The sequence below is a fragment of the Arthrobacter flavus genome, assembly GCF_039526005.1.
Classification (GTDB): Bacteria; Actinomycetota; Actinomycetes; order Actinomycetales; family Micrococcaceae; genus Arthrobacter_D; species Arthrobacter_D flavus.
The window spans coordinates 104,451-121,510 of sequence record NZ_BAAAIJ010000009.1; the positions used below are offsets into that span (position 1 = coordinate 104,451).

14 protein-coding genes are annotated in these 17,060 nt (G+C 63.3%); 10 read left to right on the forward strand and 4 right to left on the reverse strand.

The window, feature by feature from the left end; all coding sequences use genetic code 11:
- Positions 1 to 23: 23 nt before the first annotated feature.
- From ABD059_RS17700 to ABD059_RS04435, 4 genes are all read right to left on the reverse strand, one after another.
- Positions 24 to 1,007, reverse strand: coding sequence for an NAD-dependent epimerase/dehydratase family protein (locus ABD059_RS17700; protein WP_377959536.1), 984 nt, complete (start codon positions 1,005 to 1,007; stop codon positions 24 to 26).
- Complete coding sequence (locus ABD059_RS04425; RefSeq protein ID WP_343878065.1) at positions 994 to 2,070, reverse strand: AvrD family protein; 1,077 nt, start codon at positions 2,068 to 2,070, stop codon at positions 994 to 996. The genes ABD059_RS17700 and ABD059_RS04425 overlap by 14 nt, the downstream gene beginning before the upstream one ends.
- 158 nt (positions 2,071 to 2,228) lie before the next feature.
- Positions 2,229 to 4,028: an ABC transporter ATP-binding protein gene (locus ABD059_RS04430; RefSeq protein ID WP_343878067.1), complete on the reverse strand. Its 1,800-nt coding sequence runs from the start codon at positions 4,026 to 4,028 to the stop codon at positions 2,229 to 2,231.
- A gap of 248 nt (positions 4,029 to 4,276) precedes the next feature.
- The gene (locus tag ABD059_RS04435; RefSeq protein WP_343878069.1) at positions 4,277 to 4,849 is read right to left on the reverse strand and encodes a DM13 domain-containing protein; all 573 of its coding nucleotides are present in this window, start codon (positions 4,847 to 4,849) and stop codon (positions 4,277 to 4,279) included.
- Between the two features lie 213 nt (positions 4,850 to 5,062).
- On the opposite strand from ABD059_RS04435, the gene ABD059_RS04440 reads away from it, so the two are divergent.
- From ABD059_RS04440 to ABD059_RS04485, 10 genes are all read left to right on the forward strand, one after another.
- Complete coding sequence (locus tag ABD059_RS04440; protein WP_343878071.1) at positions 5,063 to 6,187, forward strand: LacI family DNA-binding transcriptional regulator; 1,125 nt, start codon at positions 5,063 to 5,065, stop codon at positions 6,185 to 6,187.
- Positions 6,184 to 7,137: a carbohydrate ABC transporter permease gene (locus ABD059_RS04445; protein WP_343878073.1), complete on the forward strand. Its 954-nt coding sequence runs from the start codon at positions 6,184 to 6,186 to the stop codon at positions 7,135 to 7,137. Before ABD059_RS04440 ends, ABD059_RS04445 begins: the two co-directional genes overlap by 4 nt.
- Positions 7,134 to 7,973 (forward strand): carbohydrate ABC transporter permease, encoded by an 840-nt coding sequence (locus ABD059_RS04450; RefSeq protein ID WP_343878074.1) that lies wholly within the window; start codon positions 7,134 to 7,136, stop codon positions 7,971 to 7,973. The genes ABD059_RS04445 and ABD059_RS04450 overlap by 4 nt, the downstream gene beginning before the upstream one ends.
- Positions 7,974 to 8,025: 52 nt before the next feature.
- Positions 8,026 to 9,321: an ABC transporter substrate-binding protein gene (locus tag ABD059_RS04455; protein ID WP_343878076.1), complete on the forward strand. Its 1,296-nt coding sequence runs from the start codon at positions 8,026 to 8,028 to the stop codon at positions 9,319 to 9,321.
- A gap of 71 nt (positions 9,322 to 9,392) precedes the next feature.
- Positions 9,393 to 10,562, forward strand: a complete 1,170-nt coding sequence (locus tag ABD059_RS04460) for an ADP-ribosylglycohydrolase family protein (RefSeq protein WP_343878078.1) — start codon at positions 9,393 to 9,395, stop codon at positions 10,560 to 10,562.
- The gene (locus ABD059_RS04465) at positions 10,559 to 11,926 is read left to right on the forward strand and encodes an ADP-ribosylglycohydrolase family protein (RefSeq protein WP_343878080.1); all 1,368 of its coding nucleotides are present in this window, start codon (positions 10,559 to 10,561) and stop codon (positions 11,924 to 11,926) included. The genes ABD059_RS04460 and ABD059_RS04465 overlap by 4 nt, the downstream gene beginning before the upstream one ends.
- Positions 11,923 to 12,855, forward strand: coding sequence for a ribokinase (locus ABD059_RS04470; protein ID WP_343878081.1), 933 nt, complete (start codon positions 11,923 to 11,925; stop codon positions 12,853 to 12,855). Before ABD059_RS04465 ends, ABD059_RS04470 begins: the two co-directional genes overlap by 4 nt.
- Positions 12,852 to 14,813 carry an SUMF1/EgtB/PvdO family nonheme iron enzyme gene (locus tag ABD059_RS04475; protein ID WP_343878082.1) on the forward strand — a complete coding sequence of 654 codons (1,962 nt, stop codon included), beginning with the start codon at positions 12,852 to 12,854 and terminating at the stop codon, positions 14,811 to 14,813. Before ABD059_RS04470 ends, ABD059_RS04475 begins: the two co-directional genes overlap by 4 nt.
- Positions 14,810 to 15,997 carry a CaiB/BaiF CoA transferase family protein gene (locus ABD059_RS04480; RefSeq protein WP_343878083.1) on the forward strand — a complete coding sequence of 396 codons (1,188 nt, stop codon included), beginning with the start codon at positions 14,810 to 14,812 and terminating at the stop codon, positions 15,995 to 15,997. The genes ABD059_RS04475 and ABD059_RS04480 overlap by 4 nt, the downstream gene beginning before the upstream one ends.
- Positions 15,994 to 16,869, forward strand: coding sequence for an HpcH/HpaI aldolase/citrate lyase family protein (locus ABD059_RS04485; RefSeq protein ID WP_343878084.1), 876 nt, complete (start codon positions 15,994 to 15,996; stop codon positions 16,867 to 16,869). Before ABD059_RS04480 ends, ABD059_RS04485 begins: the two co-directional genes overlap by 4 nt.
- The last annotated feature ends 191 nt before the right edge of the window (positions 16,870 to 17,060 follow it).

Genomic DNA, 17,060 nt, shown 5'->3' on the forward strand with positions numbered 1-17,060 from the left:
TTTGTCAGTTTTGGGACAGTTTATTACATACGATCCAGCTGAGACTGGTACCACGTGTGGCTAGCAGCAGTCAGGTGCAAAGGAGCGGCTGGTGGAACATTCAGACGCTCCCAGAGTCGAGTGGAGTCGACCCAGTTGTCAGTTGCAACCATACTGATCTGGTTCGCAGTGACCCCCTTCGATCTCAATACCTCGAAGGCGTGGTCTGCGGAGAATGACCTGGTTGGCGCTGTACGACCAGCGGAGCGCAGTATCGATTCTACCAACTGCTCAACGGATACAGTCTTGGGATGAGCAGCGTGGAAAACCTGGCCGGCAACCGGCATGGAGGTGTGTGCAGCCACTTCGGATACGGCACGCGCGAGGGTCTCGCTGGAGATAGCGGAGATTCGAGCCTTGCCGCGTTCTATCCAACCGCCCAGTGAATGCATCGCGAGGATTAGCGGGGCGAGGAAGAACCTGTCCCGCGGACCGTAGACGAGGTGCGGTCGCAGAACCACTCCACCGGTGTCGAGCGTTATTCTCTCTGCTTCGAGTCGGCTCGCGCTCAAGGTGGAGCGTGGTGTGAATCCGACGTGCTGCTCCCTTGATCCGTTCGGCACCTGGCCGCCGTACACACTTGTGCTGCTGATGTAGACCAGGCGCGAGACACTCGTTCCCTCGATAGCGTTGGCCAGGTGCCGCGACCCGCGCGAATTCACCTCGTGCTGTTCTCTCGCATCGGGACCGACATAGCTCGCCGCATTGATGACGACGTCGTGTCCAACGCACGCTCGTCGTAACGAATCGAGATCTGTGAGGTCACCTGCGATTTCACCTTGCCCCGGGATGAGCGCATGGCGGGTCAAATGGGTGATGAGCCACCCACTGGCTCTGAGTTGCTGAGAGACAGCCGTGCCGATGAATCCTCGGGCGCCGATCAACAGAACACGACGACCGTCGCCCACCTCACTCGCCGCTCCGCTGTCACGAACCGGAGGTTCCGTCAGCACCCTAATCGCGATCACGAGGAGCAGGCAGTTCGCCGTCGGCAACTGGCAAGGTGTACGCAAGAGAGGCAGAAGCCGCGATGCCGAACAGGTTCGAGCATTCGACGTCGACGCTGTGCAGAGATCCCTCTTTCCCCCGATCGAATGACCGCTCTCCCGTGATCCGCAGAACCGCGGAGGCGTACGTTCCCGCTTGGGGTGGCCGCTTTGCCGTGAAGCGCGCTCTCCGCATCCACAGGTTCGAAACGGTACTGCGACTGATCGAAGGTGCCGCGTAAATGAGAACCTGCGCCATTTGCGATGCGATCACGAGACAATCGATCACCGTCACGCTAGGCCAATACGAACTCTCCAAGCCTTCTGGACGACTCTGGCCACGAGGAGCGATCCGGTGGGTCGAATCCATCACTATCTCGCCGCCCACTTCGACGAGGCGAACGGAGGACTTATGCCCTGTCTCCCGGTACCGCCCCTCGAGAGCGCGGCCTAGACATGACGCGTTGCGTACTCCTTTGTCCCGTTCGCTCTGCCTTGCGGCTGCGTCATCCAGGACAGGAAAATTGTGTCGTAGGCGCACGACAACCGACATGGCTCCGACCTTGGCTTTGAAAGCTGACTCGGCTGAGGTCCCTGAGCGATCAAGGCTGGTTCGTCGACAGAATAGTGGGATGTTGTTCAACTGGTCCCACGGCTGCGCCCCGGCCTTGACGTCGATCTCAACCAGCCACGCATCGCCTAACTGAGCCTCGGACAAACCATCGACGTGGCGTAGGTGCTCTTCAGCCATGCTGACGGACATGACTAAGGCATCGATGGTGCTCAGGTGAGGCTTTCGGGGCACCCCGGCCGGGTCGTTCGACCAGTCGTGGGGATAGAGCGCGGCACCCATCCCTGCCAGAGCAGCGGACCCATCGGGGTCACATCGGATTGCCAGCTCCAGGATCTGGTGCTTGACGCGCCGATAGCCAGATCCAAAGTATCGTTGGTCAGCTGGCCCGAGATACTCATCAAAACCTTCGCTGTCACTCGCCGGTTCAGGCCGGTCTCCTGCTCGATGCTCATCAGCAGCTTGGCGCTTCAACATGATTGTCATGGGATCTCATCGACCTCGTGGTGTGGATGGATAGCATCATCGTCGGATCGGCGACCTAATAAACATACCGATTATATTGTTTTGTTTCCAGAGTCCTAGTGATATTCGTGTTCCGGATACCGGTCATAGCCGAGCACGGGATACGTTCAGGCGAGGAGTTGATGTTCCGCCAGGCGCTGATACAAGGGCGTTGTGAATAGGAGCTCTGAGTGTGTGCCAACTCCGACGATGCGTCCGCCATCAAGGACAATGATCTGATCGGCGTCGACAACAGTCGAGAGCCGGTGCGCGATCACTATCAGTGTTCGCTGCGCTGAGATGGCATCGATTGCGTCGCGCAGCAATACTTCATTGAGACTGTCCAGCGACGACGTCGACTCGTCGAGAAGCAGGATCGGCGGCGCGTTTAGCAGTGTTCTCGCGATAGCTAACCGTTGACGTTCGCCGCCTGACAACATGACGCCGTCCTCGCCGACTGATGCTTCCAGTCCCATCGGACTCCGCCCAAGAACTGCGTCGAGGTTCACCGATGCCAAGACGGCCCTGCACTCGTCATCTGTTGCGCTGTCTGCCACCAACCGGAGATTTTCGCCTATCGTCCCCGCCAGCACTGGGGCGTCCTGCTCGACGTAGCCGATCTGCGACCGCAGGCTGGTCCGAGTTATGTCTCTTACATTCGTTCCGTTCAGCCGCACAACTCCCGACGACGGGTCGTAGAATCGCTCAAGAAGAGCAAGCACTGTACTCTTTCCCGCTCCCGACGGCCCCACAATTGCGGTCCGCGACCCCCGCTGTACTTCGAATGACAGCCCCACCAGGACAGGCGAGCTGGGGTGGCTTTGTCCGGAGAGTTCATCGTCAGTGGTCTCGTCTCCGTAAGAGAAGGTGACCTCTTCGAAGGACACGGCTGCGGTGGAGGAGGGCGAGACAAGGTCGATCTTCACGTCGTCGTCAGTCTCGCTGGGAGACGTCGTCACCTCGCGGATGCGAGTTATCGCGCCCAAGGCTTGATTCACGGAGGTGATCGCTCCGAGCACGGAGCTCAGTGGGCCAATCATCATGAAGAGAAAGAGAATGAAGGCGACCAGGTCGGCCAATGAAATCGTGCCTGAAGCGACTCGGTAGCCGCCGACCCCCAGGACGATAAGGAAGGATGCCTGCATGGCGATCCCGGAGATGGGCACGATGAATGCGGAGATCCTGGCGACCTCGAGGCCAGCTTCAAAAGCTCCACGAGACTGTCGGTCGATCTTGGCAATCTCTCGCTCCGTAGCATTCGCGGCGCGTACGGTCCGGATGCCGCTGAGGACCCGCTCGACCGCGGCGCCCAGGTCTCCGACGCGTCGCTGCTGCTCAAGGCTCGCGCGCCGAATGCGCTTGGACAGTACCGTGACCGTCACCACTGAAATGGCGACAACGGAGAGGGTCAGGGCCAGCATTACTGGGTCGATGATCAGCATCGCGGTCAGCGCGCCGATGAAGACAAGTGAGCCTCCCGCGGCATCTACGAGGCCCTGGGTGAGGACGCCGTAGAGCAGTGTGGTGTCAGAGCCGACGCGAGAAACGAGGTCGCCCGTACGACGCCGATCGAACTCCTTGATGGGAAGATTGAGGATACTGCGCACAAGTCCCCGCCGGGCGGCGAAAACTACTGCAACTCCGGTCCGCTGGAGAATGTAGGTTTGTAAGCCGCCCAGGACGCCCGAGAGGACGACGAGGACCGCCAAGATGACCACGAGGCTCCCGAGTGCCTGTCCAGCCTCCACTCGGCCGATGACTTGATTCACCAGTAACGGCTGCACCAACGACGCTCCCGCGCCGAGGACACTCAGCATCAAGGCGAGGGTGAGGGCTGTCTTGTGGGCAGCCAGGTACGGCAAAAGATGCCTGAATCTGCTTGACGACCCGGACTCGCCAGCAGCACTGGACTCGGACTTGTCAGACATTGGGCCTCGGTTCTGATGTGCGGCAGGCGGTCAATCGGTCGTTCTCGGGGGAATGTCACGATCAGGCGAGGTGAGCCTATCCATCGCGTCGTATCCGTGTGAAAGTAAAGGGAGCCATCTCAAAGAAAACAGTACGCTATGTTCTTTACTGAGTTCGGGCGAATTCAGTCTTGGTTAGTTGGAGTTCTGGCGTGGGTGGCATCCGCTGGACGAGGCGTACGGCTACAAGAATCTCTTTCGGCCCCGAATCAGACTTGTCCCTCCAGTTCGGCGGCGCCAAAGGACACAGCGAAGCGCGCGCACCAGATACTGACCGAGCTATAGGCGGTCAGGTCTGCCCCGGGCGGGATCGCATAGTTGTGATTACCCTTGTTGGCTTTGAGGGCACCGAGGTCGAGGTAGGCGCCGTCGTCAAAGACATGCCAGCCGTCTACTCCCTCGATCACGGGGGCGTCGGTAAGCCATACCCGAAGGTCCGGGCCGTCGGAGGTGTCCAGGCCTTCGAGCCTTAGGATCTGGCTCCCGTCGGCGAGTTCAATGATCTTCGCGGTACCGGTGCTGGCATGTTCGTGGCTGATCAGCTCGCCGGTGAGAATCTCACGAGGAGCGATCGGGGAGGGCTCAGCCGAGGGCTCGGAGGGCTCAACCGATGGCTGCCCGGATTGGGTTGGCGCAGGGGTGACAGTCTCCGTTACAGACGGAATGTCCTCGGTCACGGTTGAGCTGGTGAACATCCGCCACGGCTGGAACAGATACAGCCCGACAGCAATAACGGTGAAGGCCAGTAGGGTCACTATCGGAACAACAATGCGTCTGTTCATGCCCTCTCAACGATCATGTCGATGACGCAGTTCCGGTCAGCGCCCGGGGCTGGTCTCGGTCTTGGTGTTCAGGATGAGCCAGCTAGGGCATCAGCCTCGGCTGCCCCCGGTTGATCCGGGCGGAGTCACGCACCCACGCAGAGGCCCGAGGGGGACCACAAGACACTGTCCCGACGCCCAGTGGGCGCTTTTTCTTGACACCGGAGCGCGTCAATGGAATTATCTCGTGCATCCACTGTAAACGTTTACAACACTCGAGGGAGAGCGTTGGTCCGGGTCACTATCACGCAGGTCGCCGTACATGCCGGTGTGTCCGTTGCGTCTGCTTCGCGGGCGTTAAACGGTCAGATCGCGAGCGCCAAGACCGTAGCCAAGGTGCAGCAAGCCGCCGAAGAACTCGGGTACGTTGCCGACGCGACGGCTCAGTCGCTGAAGCTGGGCCGTACCAACCAGCTCGCCTACGCCGTCGCCGACATCGGTAACCCCGTCTACGTCGAGATGATGACCGCAATTGAACGTGTCGTCTCGGCTTCCGGCTACCGGCTGGTGCTGTCATCCACGGGCACGTCCTCCTCCTCGGTCGACGTGGTGCGCGACCTCGGCCGCGGATATGTCGACGGGATGATCCTCTCGCCGCTGCGCGTCACGGATGAACTCCTCTCTGCGCTCGCAAAGACACCGACGCCTGTGGTCGTCCTCGGACGGTTGCCTGACAGCGCCACCTTGGACACCGTACGCGCGGATTCGATCACAGCTATGCGCCTTCTCGTAGACCACCTCGTTGAGGAGGGCCGGGGAGATGTCGTATTCGTGAACGGTCCCAGCGACACCACCCCGGGCGCCCTCCGACGCGATGGTTTTGCTGCCGCGGTCGCCGCGCACCCGGCCATCTCGGCGCGTAGCGTCGGCGCGGACGACTTCACTATCGCGGCGGGCTACGCCGCAGCGCTTCGGGTCCTGCAGGAACACCCGCGTCCTGATGCGATTGTCGCGGCGAATGACCTGATCGGCATCGGCTCAATCCAGGCAGCTACCGACCTCGGACTAACCGTCCCCGGCGATATCGCGATCACCGGCGTCGACAACACCGAACTGGCGGGAGTCATCCGCCCAGGCCTCACCAGCGTCGACCTCGGTGCAGAAGAGCGTGGTCGTGTCGCGGCGGAGTTGCTGCTCGCGCGGATCGAGGAACCGAATCGTCCCGCGCATACCGTTACCGTCGCGCCTTCACTGGTCGTCCGCGGATCATCCCGCGCGCGCACTCAGGGCCCCGCAGTATCACCTCCCAGCCACCGCACCGAAGCCAGTGATCTCAACGACGAGAGGGCAGCCCGATGAGCACCAGCGCCACAAAGGCCCCACGCGAGGCGAAGATGGCACCGCGGGGAGTGAAACGGGTGGGTTACCGCGCTCGCGCGCAACGTCGGGAAGCCATCGGTCTGGTGATTCCGGCACTTCTTCCAATCATCATCTTCTCCGTCATCCCGCTGGTAAGCGGTGTAGCTCTCGGCTTCACCGATGCCACGCTGAGGCGGAATGCCGAGATTAACTTCATCGGTTTCGGAAACTTCATCGAACTCTTCGGTGATCACCGCTTCTGGGGATCGTTTGGAATCGGCATTGTCTGGGCAGGTTCGGTCGCGCTCCTCACGCTCGTCTGCGCGATGGGTCTGGCTCTCCTGCTGAACAGTGATCTACGCCTGAAGGGTCTCACCAGGGTGCTGGCCCTGATCCCCTGGGCGATGCCGCCGGTGGTCATCGCGATTGTGTGGCGGATGATCTACAACCCCAACTCGGGCCCGCTCAACGGAGTGCTCGAATCGGTCGGCATCCCGGGAGTCAACTGGCTCGGCGACTTCTCGACCGCACTCCCTGCAGTAATCGTCGTCGGTGTCTGGGCGGGCATCCCGCAGACGACCGTGCTACTGCTGGCGGGTATGCAGTCGGTCTCATCCGAGCAGCATGAGGCTGCGGCGGTCGACGGCGCCGGAGCGTTCCGCCGGTTCTGGCACATCACCCTGCCCTCCCTTCGCCCTATCATTTTTGCGGTAACGGCCCTCGACTTCATCTGGCAATTCAACTCCTTTGGCCTCATTTATGTCCTCACCGAGGGCGGTCCCGGAGGGCGCACGATGATTCCACCACTGTTCACCTATCTGGAGGCCTTCCGTAACCGTGAAATCGGATACGCCTCGGCGATGGGCGACGTACTCGTGATCGCGATCATGCTGATCCTGTCGCTGTACCTCATCAATCAGTTCCGCCAGACGAAGGGAGCACGGTCGTGAATTTCAAGCGTCCCTGGTATGCGACGGTGCTCATGTACACCGCGCTGACGGGGTTTCTCCTTTTTCTCGGCTTCCCGCTGCTGTGGCTGCTGTCCGCCTCGTTCAAATCGTCGGGGGAACTGAACTCGCTCGCCGTTAACCTCGTGCCGGCTGTGTGGGACTTCAGCAATTACGGTTCCGCTTTGGAGCGTCAGAACCTCCTGCCGGCGGCCGGCAACTCCTTGATGGTCTCGCTGTCAACGATGGTAATCACTGTGCTGCTGTCGATGCCGATGGCCTACGCCCTCGCTCGGCTCAAGGGGCGGCTGCGCGCGGCCGGCACAATCTGGATCCTCACCAGCCAGGTCTTCCCCTCCATCCTCATCATCATCCCGTTGTTTCTGGTGCTGCGTTCGATCGGCCTCAATGACACTCTGTTGGGTCTGATCCTGGTGTACGTCACCTTCACCTTGCCCTTCACCCTGTGGATGCTGCAGGGCTATGTTGCGGCGATCCCGGTCGAACTCGAGGAAGCCGGAGAAATGGATGGGGCCTCGCGCATCACGATCCTGCGGACGATCATCCTCCCACTGCTGGCACCAGGGCTTGTTGCGACGGCCATGTTCACCTTCGTCTCGGCCTGGAATGAGTTTTTCCTGGCGCTCGTCCTGTTGCAGAGCCCGGAGCTCTATACCCTCCCAATCGCCCTGCGTTCGTTCCTGGGAGCTGAAGGCCAGACGCAGCTCGGCCCACTGGCCGCCGGGGCGATCCTCGCGACCATTCCGTCGCTCATCATTTTCACCATCCTGCAGAAGAAGCTGACCGGCGGAATGCTCGCCGGTGCAGTCAAAGGCTGACCCTGCCCATTAGAGAATCACCAGACGCATCACAACAAGAAAGGCGAGCAGCATGAAGAAAATCCGAGGCATAGGCGCCGTCGCATTCGTGGGCGTAGCAGCCCTCGCCCTGAGCGGTTGCCAGCAGGGCAGTGCAAGCAATGGGTCGGACAGCGATGAAGGTGGCGCAGTCACCCTCCAGTTCCAGTCGCTGTCCGACCAGCCGGCGACTCAGGACGCCGTGAAGTCGATCGTCGACGAGTGGAATGGGGAGAACGAAGATGTCCAGGTCGAGATCGTCCAAGCCGGTTGGGACGGGACGTTCGACAAGCTCATCACCCAGTTCACCGGCGGAACGGCGCCAGACATCATTCACTACGAGGCGAGCTCCATTGTCTCCTTCGCGTCCGACGGCTATCTTGCCGATCTGACCGACTACATCGACGACGACCTGAAGGCCGACATCTCAGAGGGCATCTGGGACTCCGTTACGCAGGACGGCGAGATTATCGCGTACCCGTCGACGCTGCAGTCATACATGGTCTTCGCCAATGCCGATCTTCTCGAGGCCGCGGGTGTAGAGATGCCCAGCGGCGACACCATGACGTGGGAGGAACTGAGGGAAATCGCCCAAGCGACGACCACGGACGGTAACTATGGCCTTGGCTGGGGTCTTGCATCGCCGACGGCGACAATGATGAGTCTCTCGCTCGGCTTCGACGGCGGCTACTTTGAGGGTGAAGGCACCGACGCATCAATCGAGGTCGGTGACTCCGAGCTCGCGGTGCCGGAGCTCATCCATGACATGACCTACACCGACGAGTCAGTCGAGCCCACGTCGCTAACCCAGTCCGGATCGGAAGTGCTGGCATCGTTCTACGGCGGCAAGGTGGCGATGACCGTGCAGGGCTCGTTCCAGGCCACGAATATCGCCAATGACGCACCGGAGGGTTTCAACTGGGTCGCGCTGCCTCCCCTTGAGGGTTCAGCCGGTGCCATCCAGGCCGCGAATCCGCAGACCTACTCAGTGAATATTGATTCTGAGTATGTAGAAGAGTCGGCCGAGTTCCTTAACTACTTCACAAGCGGCGAGAACCTGGCTCAGATCGCCTACGCCGATGCGCTCATCCCATCGTCCGACTCCGCTCGGGCCGAGGTTGAGACGATGGCAGCGGACAACCCCGCATGGACCCAGGTGCTGGCCTCCGGAGACGGCCTTGAGGGACCCCCGTTCCTCAAGGTGGAAAAGTACACGGAGTGGAAGGACACCATCGCCACGCCCGCCTTCCAGCAGTACCTGGCCGATCAGATCACCCGCGAGGAGCTGGCCACCCAGCTGACCGACGGCTGGACTGACATCGCCGAGTGATGATGCGCGGGGGTGGGCCGCCGGTTCACCCCCGCCACGTCGTCGCTATCAGAGGCAATCAAGGAGAGAGAATGAACGTGTTACAGGATCGAGTGGCCGGGGTACTTGCGGGAGCTGCCGTGGGAGACGCGCTGGGCGGTGCAACGGAGGGCTGGACCCCCGAACAGATCGAGGAGCGCCACGGCGGCCGGGTCGAGGGCATCGTTGGGCCCTTCCTCGCCGATTGGAGGACCGCCCGACCGATCGCGCCGTATCACAAGGGTGATGGGCACATTACTGACGACACCCTCATGACCCACGCACTCGTCGAGGTGTACGCCAAACGGCGCCGTCACCTCGACGCCTACGACGTCGCAGGCGATCTGGTACCTCTGATGATCGGTGAGCGTCGCTGGGTTCCCGAGCTCGAGGATCAGGCACTCATCCTGCAGCGCGTTTTTCTCGCCGAGAAATGGATCGTTGCGAAGCTGCACTACGGCCACGCCGACCCGCGTGAAGCGGGTGTTGGCAACATCGTCAACTGTGGCGCCACCATGTATATGGCTCCGGTCGGACTGGTCCACATTGGCGACCCGCGCAGCGCATACGCGGAGGCCATCGATATCGCCGGAGCGCACCAGTCGTCCTATGGGCGTGAGGCCGCAGGTGTGTTCGCAGCAGCTGTGGCAGCATCCGCGGCCCCCGGTGCGACCGTCGCCGGGGTGAGGGACGCTGTGCTGTCTGTTGCACACGATGGAACTGCCGCAGCGATCCGCGCCGTGTTTGAGGCGGTGGACGCCTTTATCGCGGATGGAGGATCGGATGATCCGCGCGACCTTGCTCGGATTGTGCGTACCGCTGTTGCGCCCTTCGACACGGTGGGCGACCACTACCGTGCCCCGGCGATGGATGCACGTCTACCCTCACGAACCAAGTCAATCGAAGAGCTGCCCGTCGCTCTCGGCTTCGTTCTCGCCCGCGACGGGGACCTTCGTGCGGCGGTGCTCGACGCCGTCAACTACGGCCGTGACTCCGACTCGATTGCGACCATGGCAGGCGCCATCTGCGGTGGCCTCCACGGCATTGACGCCGTGCCTGCCGACTGGGTCACTGATGTCACGACCGCCAGCCGTCTCGATCTCAACGGAGTGGTTGCGTCGATGACGGAAGTGGTGCGCGATGTCGCGCGGGCGGATGCCGACCGCGCCGCACAGCGGGTTGCGGCGCTGGAATCCCTGCTCGGCCCGGACAACGCGGCGTGAGGCTGACCTGGGCCCAGCCAGAGGACCTGATCGCGGCTGAGCTCGTCGCTCTTCGCGAACAGGGTGTCGCGGAGAACGACATCGCTCCGATCGAGGAGCGATGGGCGAAGGCCGGAGGGTCGACTCGACTTGCACCATCCGGGGCGAGCGCCGAAGCCCCTCCACCAGAGGTGCGCGCGCTTGCCCGGACGGTACTCGATGAGCTGCAGACCCTGCAGACACCGAGCGCCCAAGAACCGGATGAGTGGGTCGATATCATCGCGCTACTCCCGCCCGAGGTCCCGGTCCCGAGCGCATCAGTGGCGTTCGGGCGGGTGCACGGAGCGTGGCTCGGCCGTTCGGCGGGATGCCTGCTGGGTAAGCCGGTGGAGAAAATCCCCCGCGAGGGCATTGAGGAGATCGCCCGAGCAACCGGAAACTGGCCGATCCAGACCTATTTCACCGCCGTCGGGCTCCCAGGAAATAGCGCGGAGCGCTGGCCATGGAACCGTCGCTCCGCTCCGACCTCACTCGTTGAGAACATCGACGGAATGCCCGAAGACGACGACCTGAACTTCCCCATTCTGATGCTTGATCTGGTGGAGGCTCACGGGCAGAACCTGACAACCGAGCACATTGCGGGGGCATGGCTGGCGGCACTGCCCGCCGGCAGGGTCTTCACCGCGGAACGCGCAGCCTACCGGAACCTCCTCGATGCTCGGACCGTGCCGGACACCGCACGGCATCACAATCCGTTTCGCGAATGGATTGGTGCTCTCATCCGGGCCGATGTGCATGGCTGGGCGCACCCCGGAGATGTGCGCGCCGCAGCTGCATCGGCATGGACCGATGCTCGGCTCAGCCATTCCCGCAACGGTATCTACGGTGAGATGTGGGCCGCAGCGCTGTGCTCCGCCTCCCTCACCGAAGCCTCAGCCAATCACGTGCTGGATGCCGCCGATACGGTTGTGCCAACAGCATCGCGCCTCGCCGCCGCTGTGCAGGTCGGCCGTGAGACCGGCCGCGCCCTCGCCGACGGGTCGCTGACCGTCGAAGCGGCCCTCGATACACTCCATGCGGAGTTCACAGGGATGCACTGGGTGCACACCCTCAACAACGCCGCGCTCACGGCGTGTGCCATCCAGGCCTACGGCGACGACTTCGGTGCCGCCATTGCGCTCGCCGTCGCAGGAGGATGGGACACCGACTCGGTCGGCGCGACCGTCGGTTCAGTCGTCGGCGGGCTGATCGGGGCCGACGCGATCGGTGAGGCCTGGACCGAGCCGCTCAAGGACCGTATCGCTACCTCTCTCCCCGGTGAGTCGGAGCGATCCATTCGTCAGCTCGCTGAACGCACATACCAGCTGTCGAAAGGAACACCATGAGCGTCGTCATCGTCGGCAGCATCAACCAGGACATCGTCGCGCGCGTGAACCGGATCCCCCGGCCGGGGGAGACCGTCCTCGCCTCAACGCTGGTGCGAACCGGCGGCGGTAAGGGCGCCAACCAGGCTGTAGCCGCCCGCCGCGCGGGCGGCGCATCCGTCGCTTTTGTCGGCGCCGTCGGCGCCGACCCGGACGGAGAGATGCTCCGAGAGGCCCTCGTCACGGACGATATTGACGTCTCCGGCCTGTCGCAGGTCGACGGGCCGAGTGGTACGGCACTAATTTCAGTCGACGCCGCAGCTGAGAACACGATCGTCGTCGTGCCCGGCGCAAATGCTGTGCCTACTTCTCTCACCTCGGCGCAACGCGACCTTGTGAACGCCGCAAACGTTGTGTTGACGCAGCTGGAAGTCCCGACCTCGCTCGTGCTGGATGCCTCAGCCGCCCGTCACAAGCAGGCCTGGCACCTTCTGAATGCAGCACCCTCTGCACCGTTCGTCATCGACGGTGCTGCATTGCTGCCTTCCGTTGACGTGCTCATCGTGAACGAGCACGAGGCCCTCGACGCCGCCGGAGTAGGTGACCTTGACACCGCCGTCACGGCACTCGCGACGCGAGTGCGCGCACTCGTTGTGACGCTCGGCCGACACGGCTCGCTCGTTGTCTGCGGGGACGAACGCGCGGACGTGCCCGCATTCGCCGCTGACCCCATCGACACGACCGGTGCCGGCGACACCTTCTGCGGAGTGTTCGCCGCGACCCTCGACGCATCCGGCCGTTCACCGGCGACCGTGGACATCCCCCTGCTCCTGCAAGCAGCTCGTGCCGGAGCGGCTGCCGCAGCGCTTGCCGTGACCCGATCCGGAGCTCAGGACGCGGTGCCGACGGCGAGCGAAGTGTTAGCCTTCATCGAAAGGACCAACGCATGAGCGGCGGATTCGACCCATTGCATCCCCGCGAACTGGATCTGCCCAGTCGGGTGCCGCTGGATACGGACCTGTTGAGCGGAGATGCAGCGATTGCGCTCGACGACGCGAAGATCTTCGCGGCCCCGGCCGATCCGGAGGATCTTGCTCAGTGGAGAGCTCAGCTCACTGCGTGGCGGGACGGAGCGCGGGAGCGACACGGCGAGCCTACCCGGTACGACGACGACGCTTCAGCTTGGGCGAGCCGGTGCTTCACAGTGGCGCAGGTCTGGCTGTGGGACGAATTGTTCTTCGACTTCGAGTCGCAGAGGTTCACGCCCGAGCGTTTCCTGGCCGACGGCCGTGAGCGGTTCGGCGGCCTTGATGGCCTGGTCTTGTGGCACGCGTATCCCGTGATCGGCATCGATGACCGCAACCAATGGGATTTCTACGATGTGCTGGGTCTTGCCGAAGCGGCAGCGGTCCTGCGCGCCGCGGGGGTCGCCGTGTTCCTGGACTACAACCCGTGGGACACGGGAACGCGCCGAGCAGGGGCCGACGCGGACGAGCTCGCAGCGGCGGTGCGCCGCCTGGGGGCGGACGGCGTCTTCCTTGACACGCTGAAGAAGGCGGACCCAGAGCTTGTCGCGGCGCTGGATGCAGCGCGCCCCGGCATCGGCCTTGAGGGTGAGTCGAAGCTCGCGACCGAGCGAATCGCCGACCATACGTTGTCCTGGGCGCAGTGGTTCGGCGACTCAGAATATCCGGGTGTCCTTCGCGCGCGATGGTATGAGCGCCGCCACATGCAGCACCATATCCGTCGGTGGCACCGGGACCACGCCGAGGAGCTCCGATCGGCCTGGCTCAACGGTGTCGGAATCATGGTCTGGGAGGTCGTTTTTGGGACGTGGGTCGGCTGGAATGACCGCGATGCCTCGACGTTGCGCCGCATGCTCCCTGTCCAGCGAGGGTTGCATCGTTGGCTCATCGACGGTGAGTGGACGCCGCTGACGGTTGTCGACGGCTCGGTCGTCGGGTCGGCCTTTGAGCTCGATGGTGTCACGCTGCTGCTCCTGGCGAACACGTCGGATGCGGACGCCGAGTATTATGTGGCGGGCCGCGGATGGGTGGCGCTGCACCCCGGTGACACAGCCGAAATGATCACCGTGCCCGCGAAGGGAATAGCCGCTGCGGTGCAGGTCGGTGCCGAGGCCGGGGTCCCCGCAGAAATCGACGCTGTCCGCTCTGCTCTCAAGGGCGAAACCGGGGAGTGTGATGGGTCCTTCCGGCACCGCACCGCACGTCGCATGAGCGCACCTCGCTGGAATGGTCCGGTTACACCGGTATCCGTGCCCTCTGTCACGGTTCCGGCTGGCGAGCACACGCTGACCGTTCGGTTCCGGATGCGTGAGACGGGAATGTACAACGGGGCACCCTACGTCGACGAGTGGAAGCCTCTCCCCCCGCGGCTCCATGACCCTCGCACGCTGGAACGCTCCGTCGTCGTCGCGCATCCGGTCCAGGTTGCTGTGGCTGAGGTGAGTGAAGCTGAATATGCCAGCTTCCTTGATGCGATCGGCGAGCACACTGACGCTCGGGACCCCGAACGCCCCGTCACCAACGTGACGTTGTCCCGGGCCCGCGAATACGCGGCCTGGGTGGGTGGGCGTCTCCCCTCCGAGGACGAGTGGCAGCTGGCTGCGACACGGGCGGGCTTTCTCCGCCGGACTCCTGCAGTGTGGAACTGGACCGAGTCTGAGCACTCCGATGGCCGTACCCGCTTCGTCATGCTCAAGGGTGGGAGCGCCCACCGCAGCGAGGGCTCGGACTGGTACTTCGACGGCGGTGTCCAACATCCGGAGTTCAGTGCGAAACTTCTTCTGGCCGGGCTTGGTCAGGATGCGTCCGACTCCATCGGGTTCCGTATCTGCACTGATCAGATGTCCGACGGCCAGGTCACAGGGCAGGAGAAAACCCGATGAGTCCCCTGAACGGCTTGCGGGTCGTGGATGCCTCCACACTTTTTGCCGGTCCGATGGCAGCGATGCACCTGGGCGATATGGGTGCCGACGTCATCAAGGTCGAGCATCCGAACCGGCCTGATCCGGCACGCGGTCATGGACCGAGTAAGGATGGGCAGAACCTGTGGTGGAAGACCCTCGGCCGCAACAAGCGCACTGTGGCGATCGATTTGCATACGGACGGCGGGCGCGATGCATTTCTGCGTCTCGCCCAGACCGCGGACGTCGTGATCGAAAACTTCCGCCCCGGCACGCTTGAGCGCTGGGGGCTGGACTACGCCACGCTGTCTGCGGATAATCCGGGGCTGGTCCTGGCCCGTGTCACCGGGTTCGGGCAGATTGGTCCGTACAAGAGCCGGCCAGGGTTCGGGACCCTCGCCGAGGCGATGAGTGGGTTCGCGTCGTCCACCGGGGAACCGGACGGGCCACCGACGCTTCCGCCGTTTGGGCTCGCGGATGGGGTCGCGTCCCTCGCTACCGCTTATGCGGTCATGGTCGCTCTGCACGCCCGTGATCGCGACGGGAAAGGCCAGGAGGTCGACGTCGCAATCATCGAACCGATCCTTGCGATGCTTGGCCCGCAGATCACGCGTTGGGATCAACTGGGAACTGCACAACCGCGCACGGGCAACCGCTCGGTCAACAACGCCCCGCGCAACGCGTATCGCACCAAGGACGGCTCCTGGGTTGCTGTGTCGACGAGCGCGCAGTCCATCGCGGAGCGTGTTGTGGCTCTCGTCGGCCGGCCCGAACTGGCCGACGAGGCGTGGTTCGCCACCGGCGCGACCCGTGCCGAGCACGCCGACCTTCTCGACGACGCCGTCGGCTCGTGGATCGCCCGACACTCACGAGACGAGGTCATCGGCGCGTTCGAGGCCGCCGAGGCCGCGGTGGCTCCTATCTACGAACCCTCCGAGATTGTTGCCGATCCGCAGTTCAACGCGCTCGGAACGATCCACCGCATCAAGGATGCCGACCTCGGCGACATGGCCATGCAGGGACCGCTGTTTAGGATGTCGCGCGATGAAGCGACGATCGCATTCACCGGGCGGGCTCATGGAGCGGATACGGAGGATGTGTTGACCGAGCTGGGTTACACAGCCGGCGAACTCGCGGCCCTGCGCGAGGACGGCAGCATCCGATGAGCCGGCCAATCATTGTCGCGCTCTATGCGCCGGCTGACAGGCCCGAACGGTTCGAGAAGGCGCTGCGCGCCGGAGCGGATGCGGTCATCGTCGACCTCGAAGACGCCGTCACCGCATCGCGCAAGGCGGAGGCCCGTGCGGCCCTGACAGATTTCGCGGCGCTCTGGGAGGCCTGCGGAGATCATGCCCCAGCCGTGCAGGTACGAGTGAATGCCGTCGGATCCTCTGCGCATGAAGCCGACCTTGATGCGGTCTCCGCGCTCCCGCCGGCGTTCGGGGTGCGGTTACCGAAGACGCAGGCGGCTGAGGACATTGCTGCCCTCCGCGCAGCAATGCCAGGGCGCCAGGTGCATGCACTTCTTGAGACTGCGCTGTCCATAGAGCGGGCGTTCGAGATCGCCTGCTCAGGAGTCTCCTCTATTGCAACCGGTGAGGCGGACCTGCGTGCCGCGTTGGGAGTTCCCGCTGGCCCCGCCGGTGAAGCGGGGCTTGCCTGGTCACGCAGTCGCGTCGTCAACGCGGCAGCCGCAGCTGGTCTGCCCTCGCCTCTGATGGCGGTCTATGCCGATGTCGTCGACGTCGACGGGCTGGAAGCCAGTTGCCGCGCAGGCCGCACCCTCGGCTTTTCCGGGCGCACCGCGGTGCATCCGCGGCAGCTCGACGTCATCCGCCGCGTCTTCACCCCGGGTGCCTCGGAGGTGGCCCGGGCACAAGGCATCGTGGATCGCGTGCAGGCGGCCGCCGTCGACGGCACCGGAGCCTTCGTGCTTCAGGACGGCACGTTCATTGACATTGCGATGGTGCGTGCCGCGGAGCGGATAATCGCCCTGGCGGGGAACGAGCCGGATCCCGGACATCAACTGCCTGATTGATTGTGGTCGAACCGGATCCAACGATGACGGGGCGGCTACTGCAACTTCGTAACGCAGCCCCGGCACCTCCTCCGAGTTGGGTGTCGTCTTGATAGTGGAGGCACCGCTGGATATTGCCGACCAGCAATATCGTTCCCGATCGATGAAGGAGGAGAACCCTAGAGCGCCCACGGTAGCCCCAAGCCATAGCC

What these genes read in the sequence shown, in the direction of transcription:
- ABD059_RS04430 (WP_343878067.1), bottom strand. Translation starts at nt 4,028, where the DNA reads ATGTCTGACAAGTCCGAGTCCAGTGCTGCTGGCGAGTCCGGGTCGTCA.
- ABD059_RS04475 (WP_343878082.1), top strand. Translation starts at nt 12,852, where the DNA reads ATGAGCGGCGGATTCGACCCATTGCATCCCCGCGAACTGGATCTGCCC.
- ABD059_RS04455 (WP_343878076.1), top strand. Translation starts at nt 8,026, where the DNA reads ATGAAGAAAATCCGAGGCATAGGCGCCGTCGCATTCGTGGGCGTAGCA.
- ABD059_RS04460 (WP_343878078.1), top strand. Translation starts at nt 9,393, where the DNA reads ATGAACGTGTTACAGGATCGAGTGGCCGGGGTACTTGCGGGAGCTGCC.
- ABD059_RS04485 (WP_343878084.1), top strand. Translation starts at nt 15,994, where the DNA reads ATGAGCCGGCCAATCATTGTCGCGCTCTATGCGCCGGCTGACAGGCCC.
- ABD059_RS04470 (WP_343878081.1), top strand. Translation starts at nt 11,923, where the DNA reads ATGAGCGTCGTCATCGTCGGCAGCATCAACCAGGACATCGTCGCGCGC.
- ABD059_RS04480 (WP_343878083.1), top strand. Translation starts at nt 14,810, where the DNA reads ATGAGTCCCCTGAACGGCTTGCGGGTCGTGGATGCCTCCACACTTTTT.
- ABD059_RS04440 (WP_343878071.1), top strand. Translation starts at nt 5,063, where the DNA reads ATGGAATTATCTCGTGCATCCACTGTAAACGTTTACAACACTCGAGGG.
- ABD059_RS04445 (WP_343878073.1), top strand. Translation starts at nt 6,184, where the DNA reads ATGAGCACCAGCGCCACAAAGGCCCCACGCGAGGCGAAGATGGCACCG.
- ABD059_RS04435 (WP_343878069.1), bottom strand. Translation starts at nt 4,849, where the DNA reads ATGAACAGACGCATTGTTGTTCCGATAGTGACCCTACTGGCCTTCACC.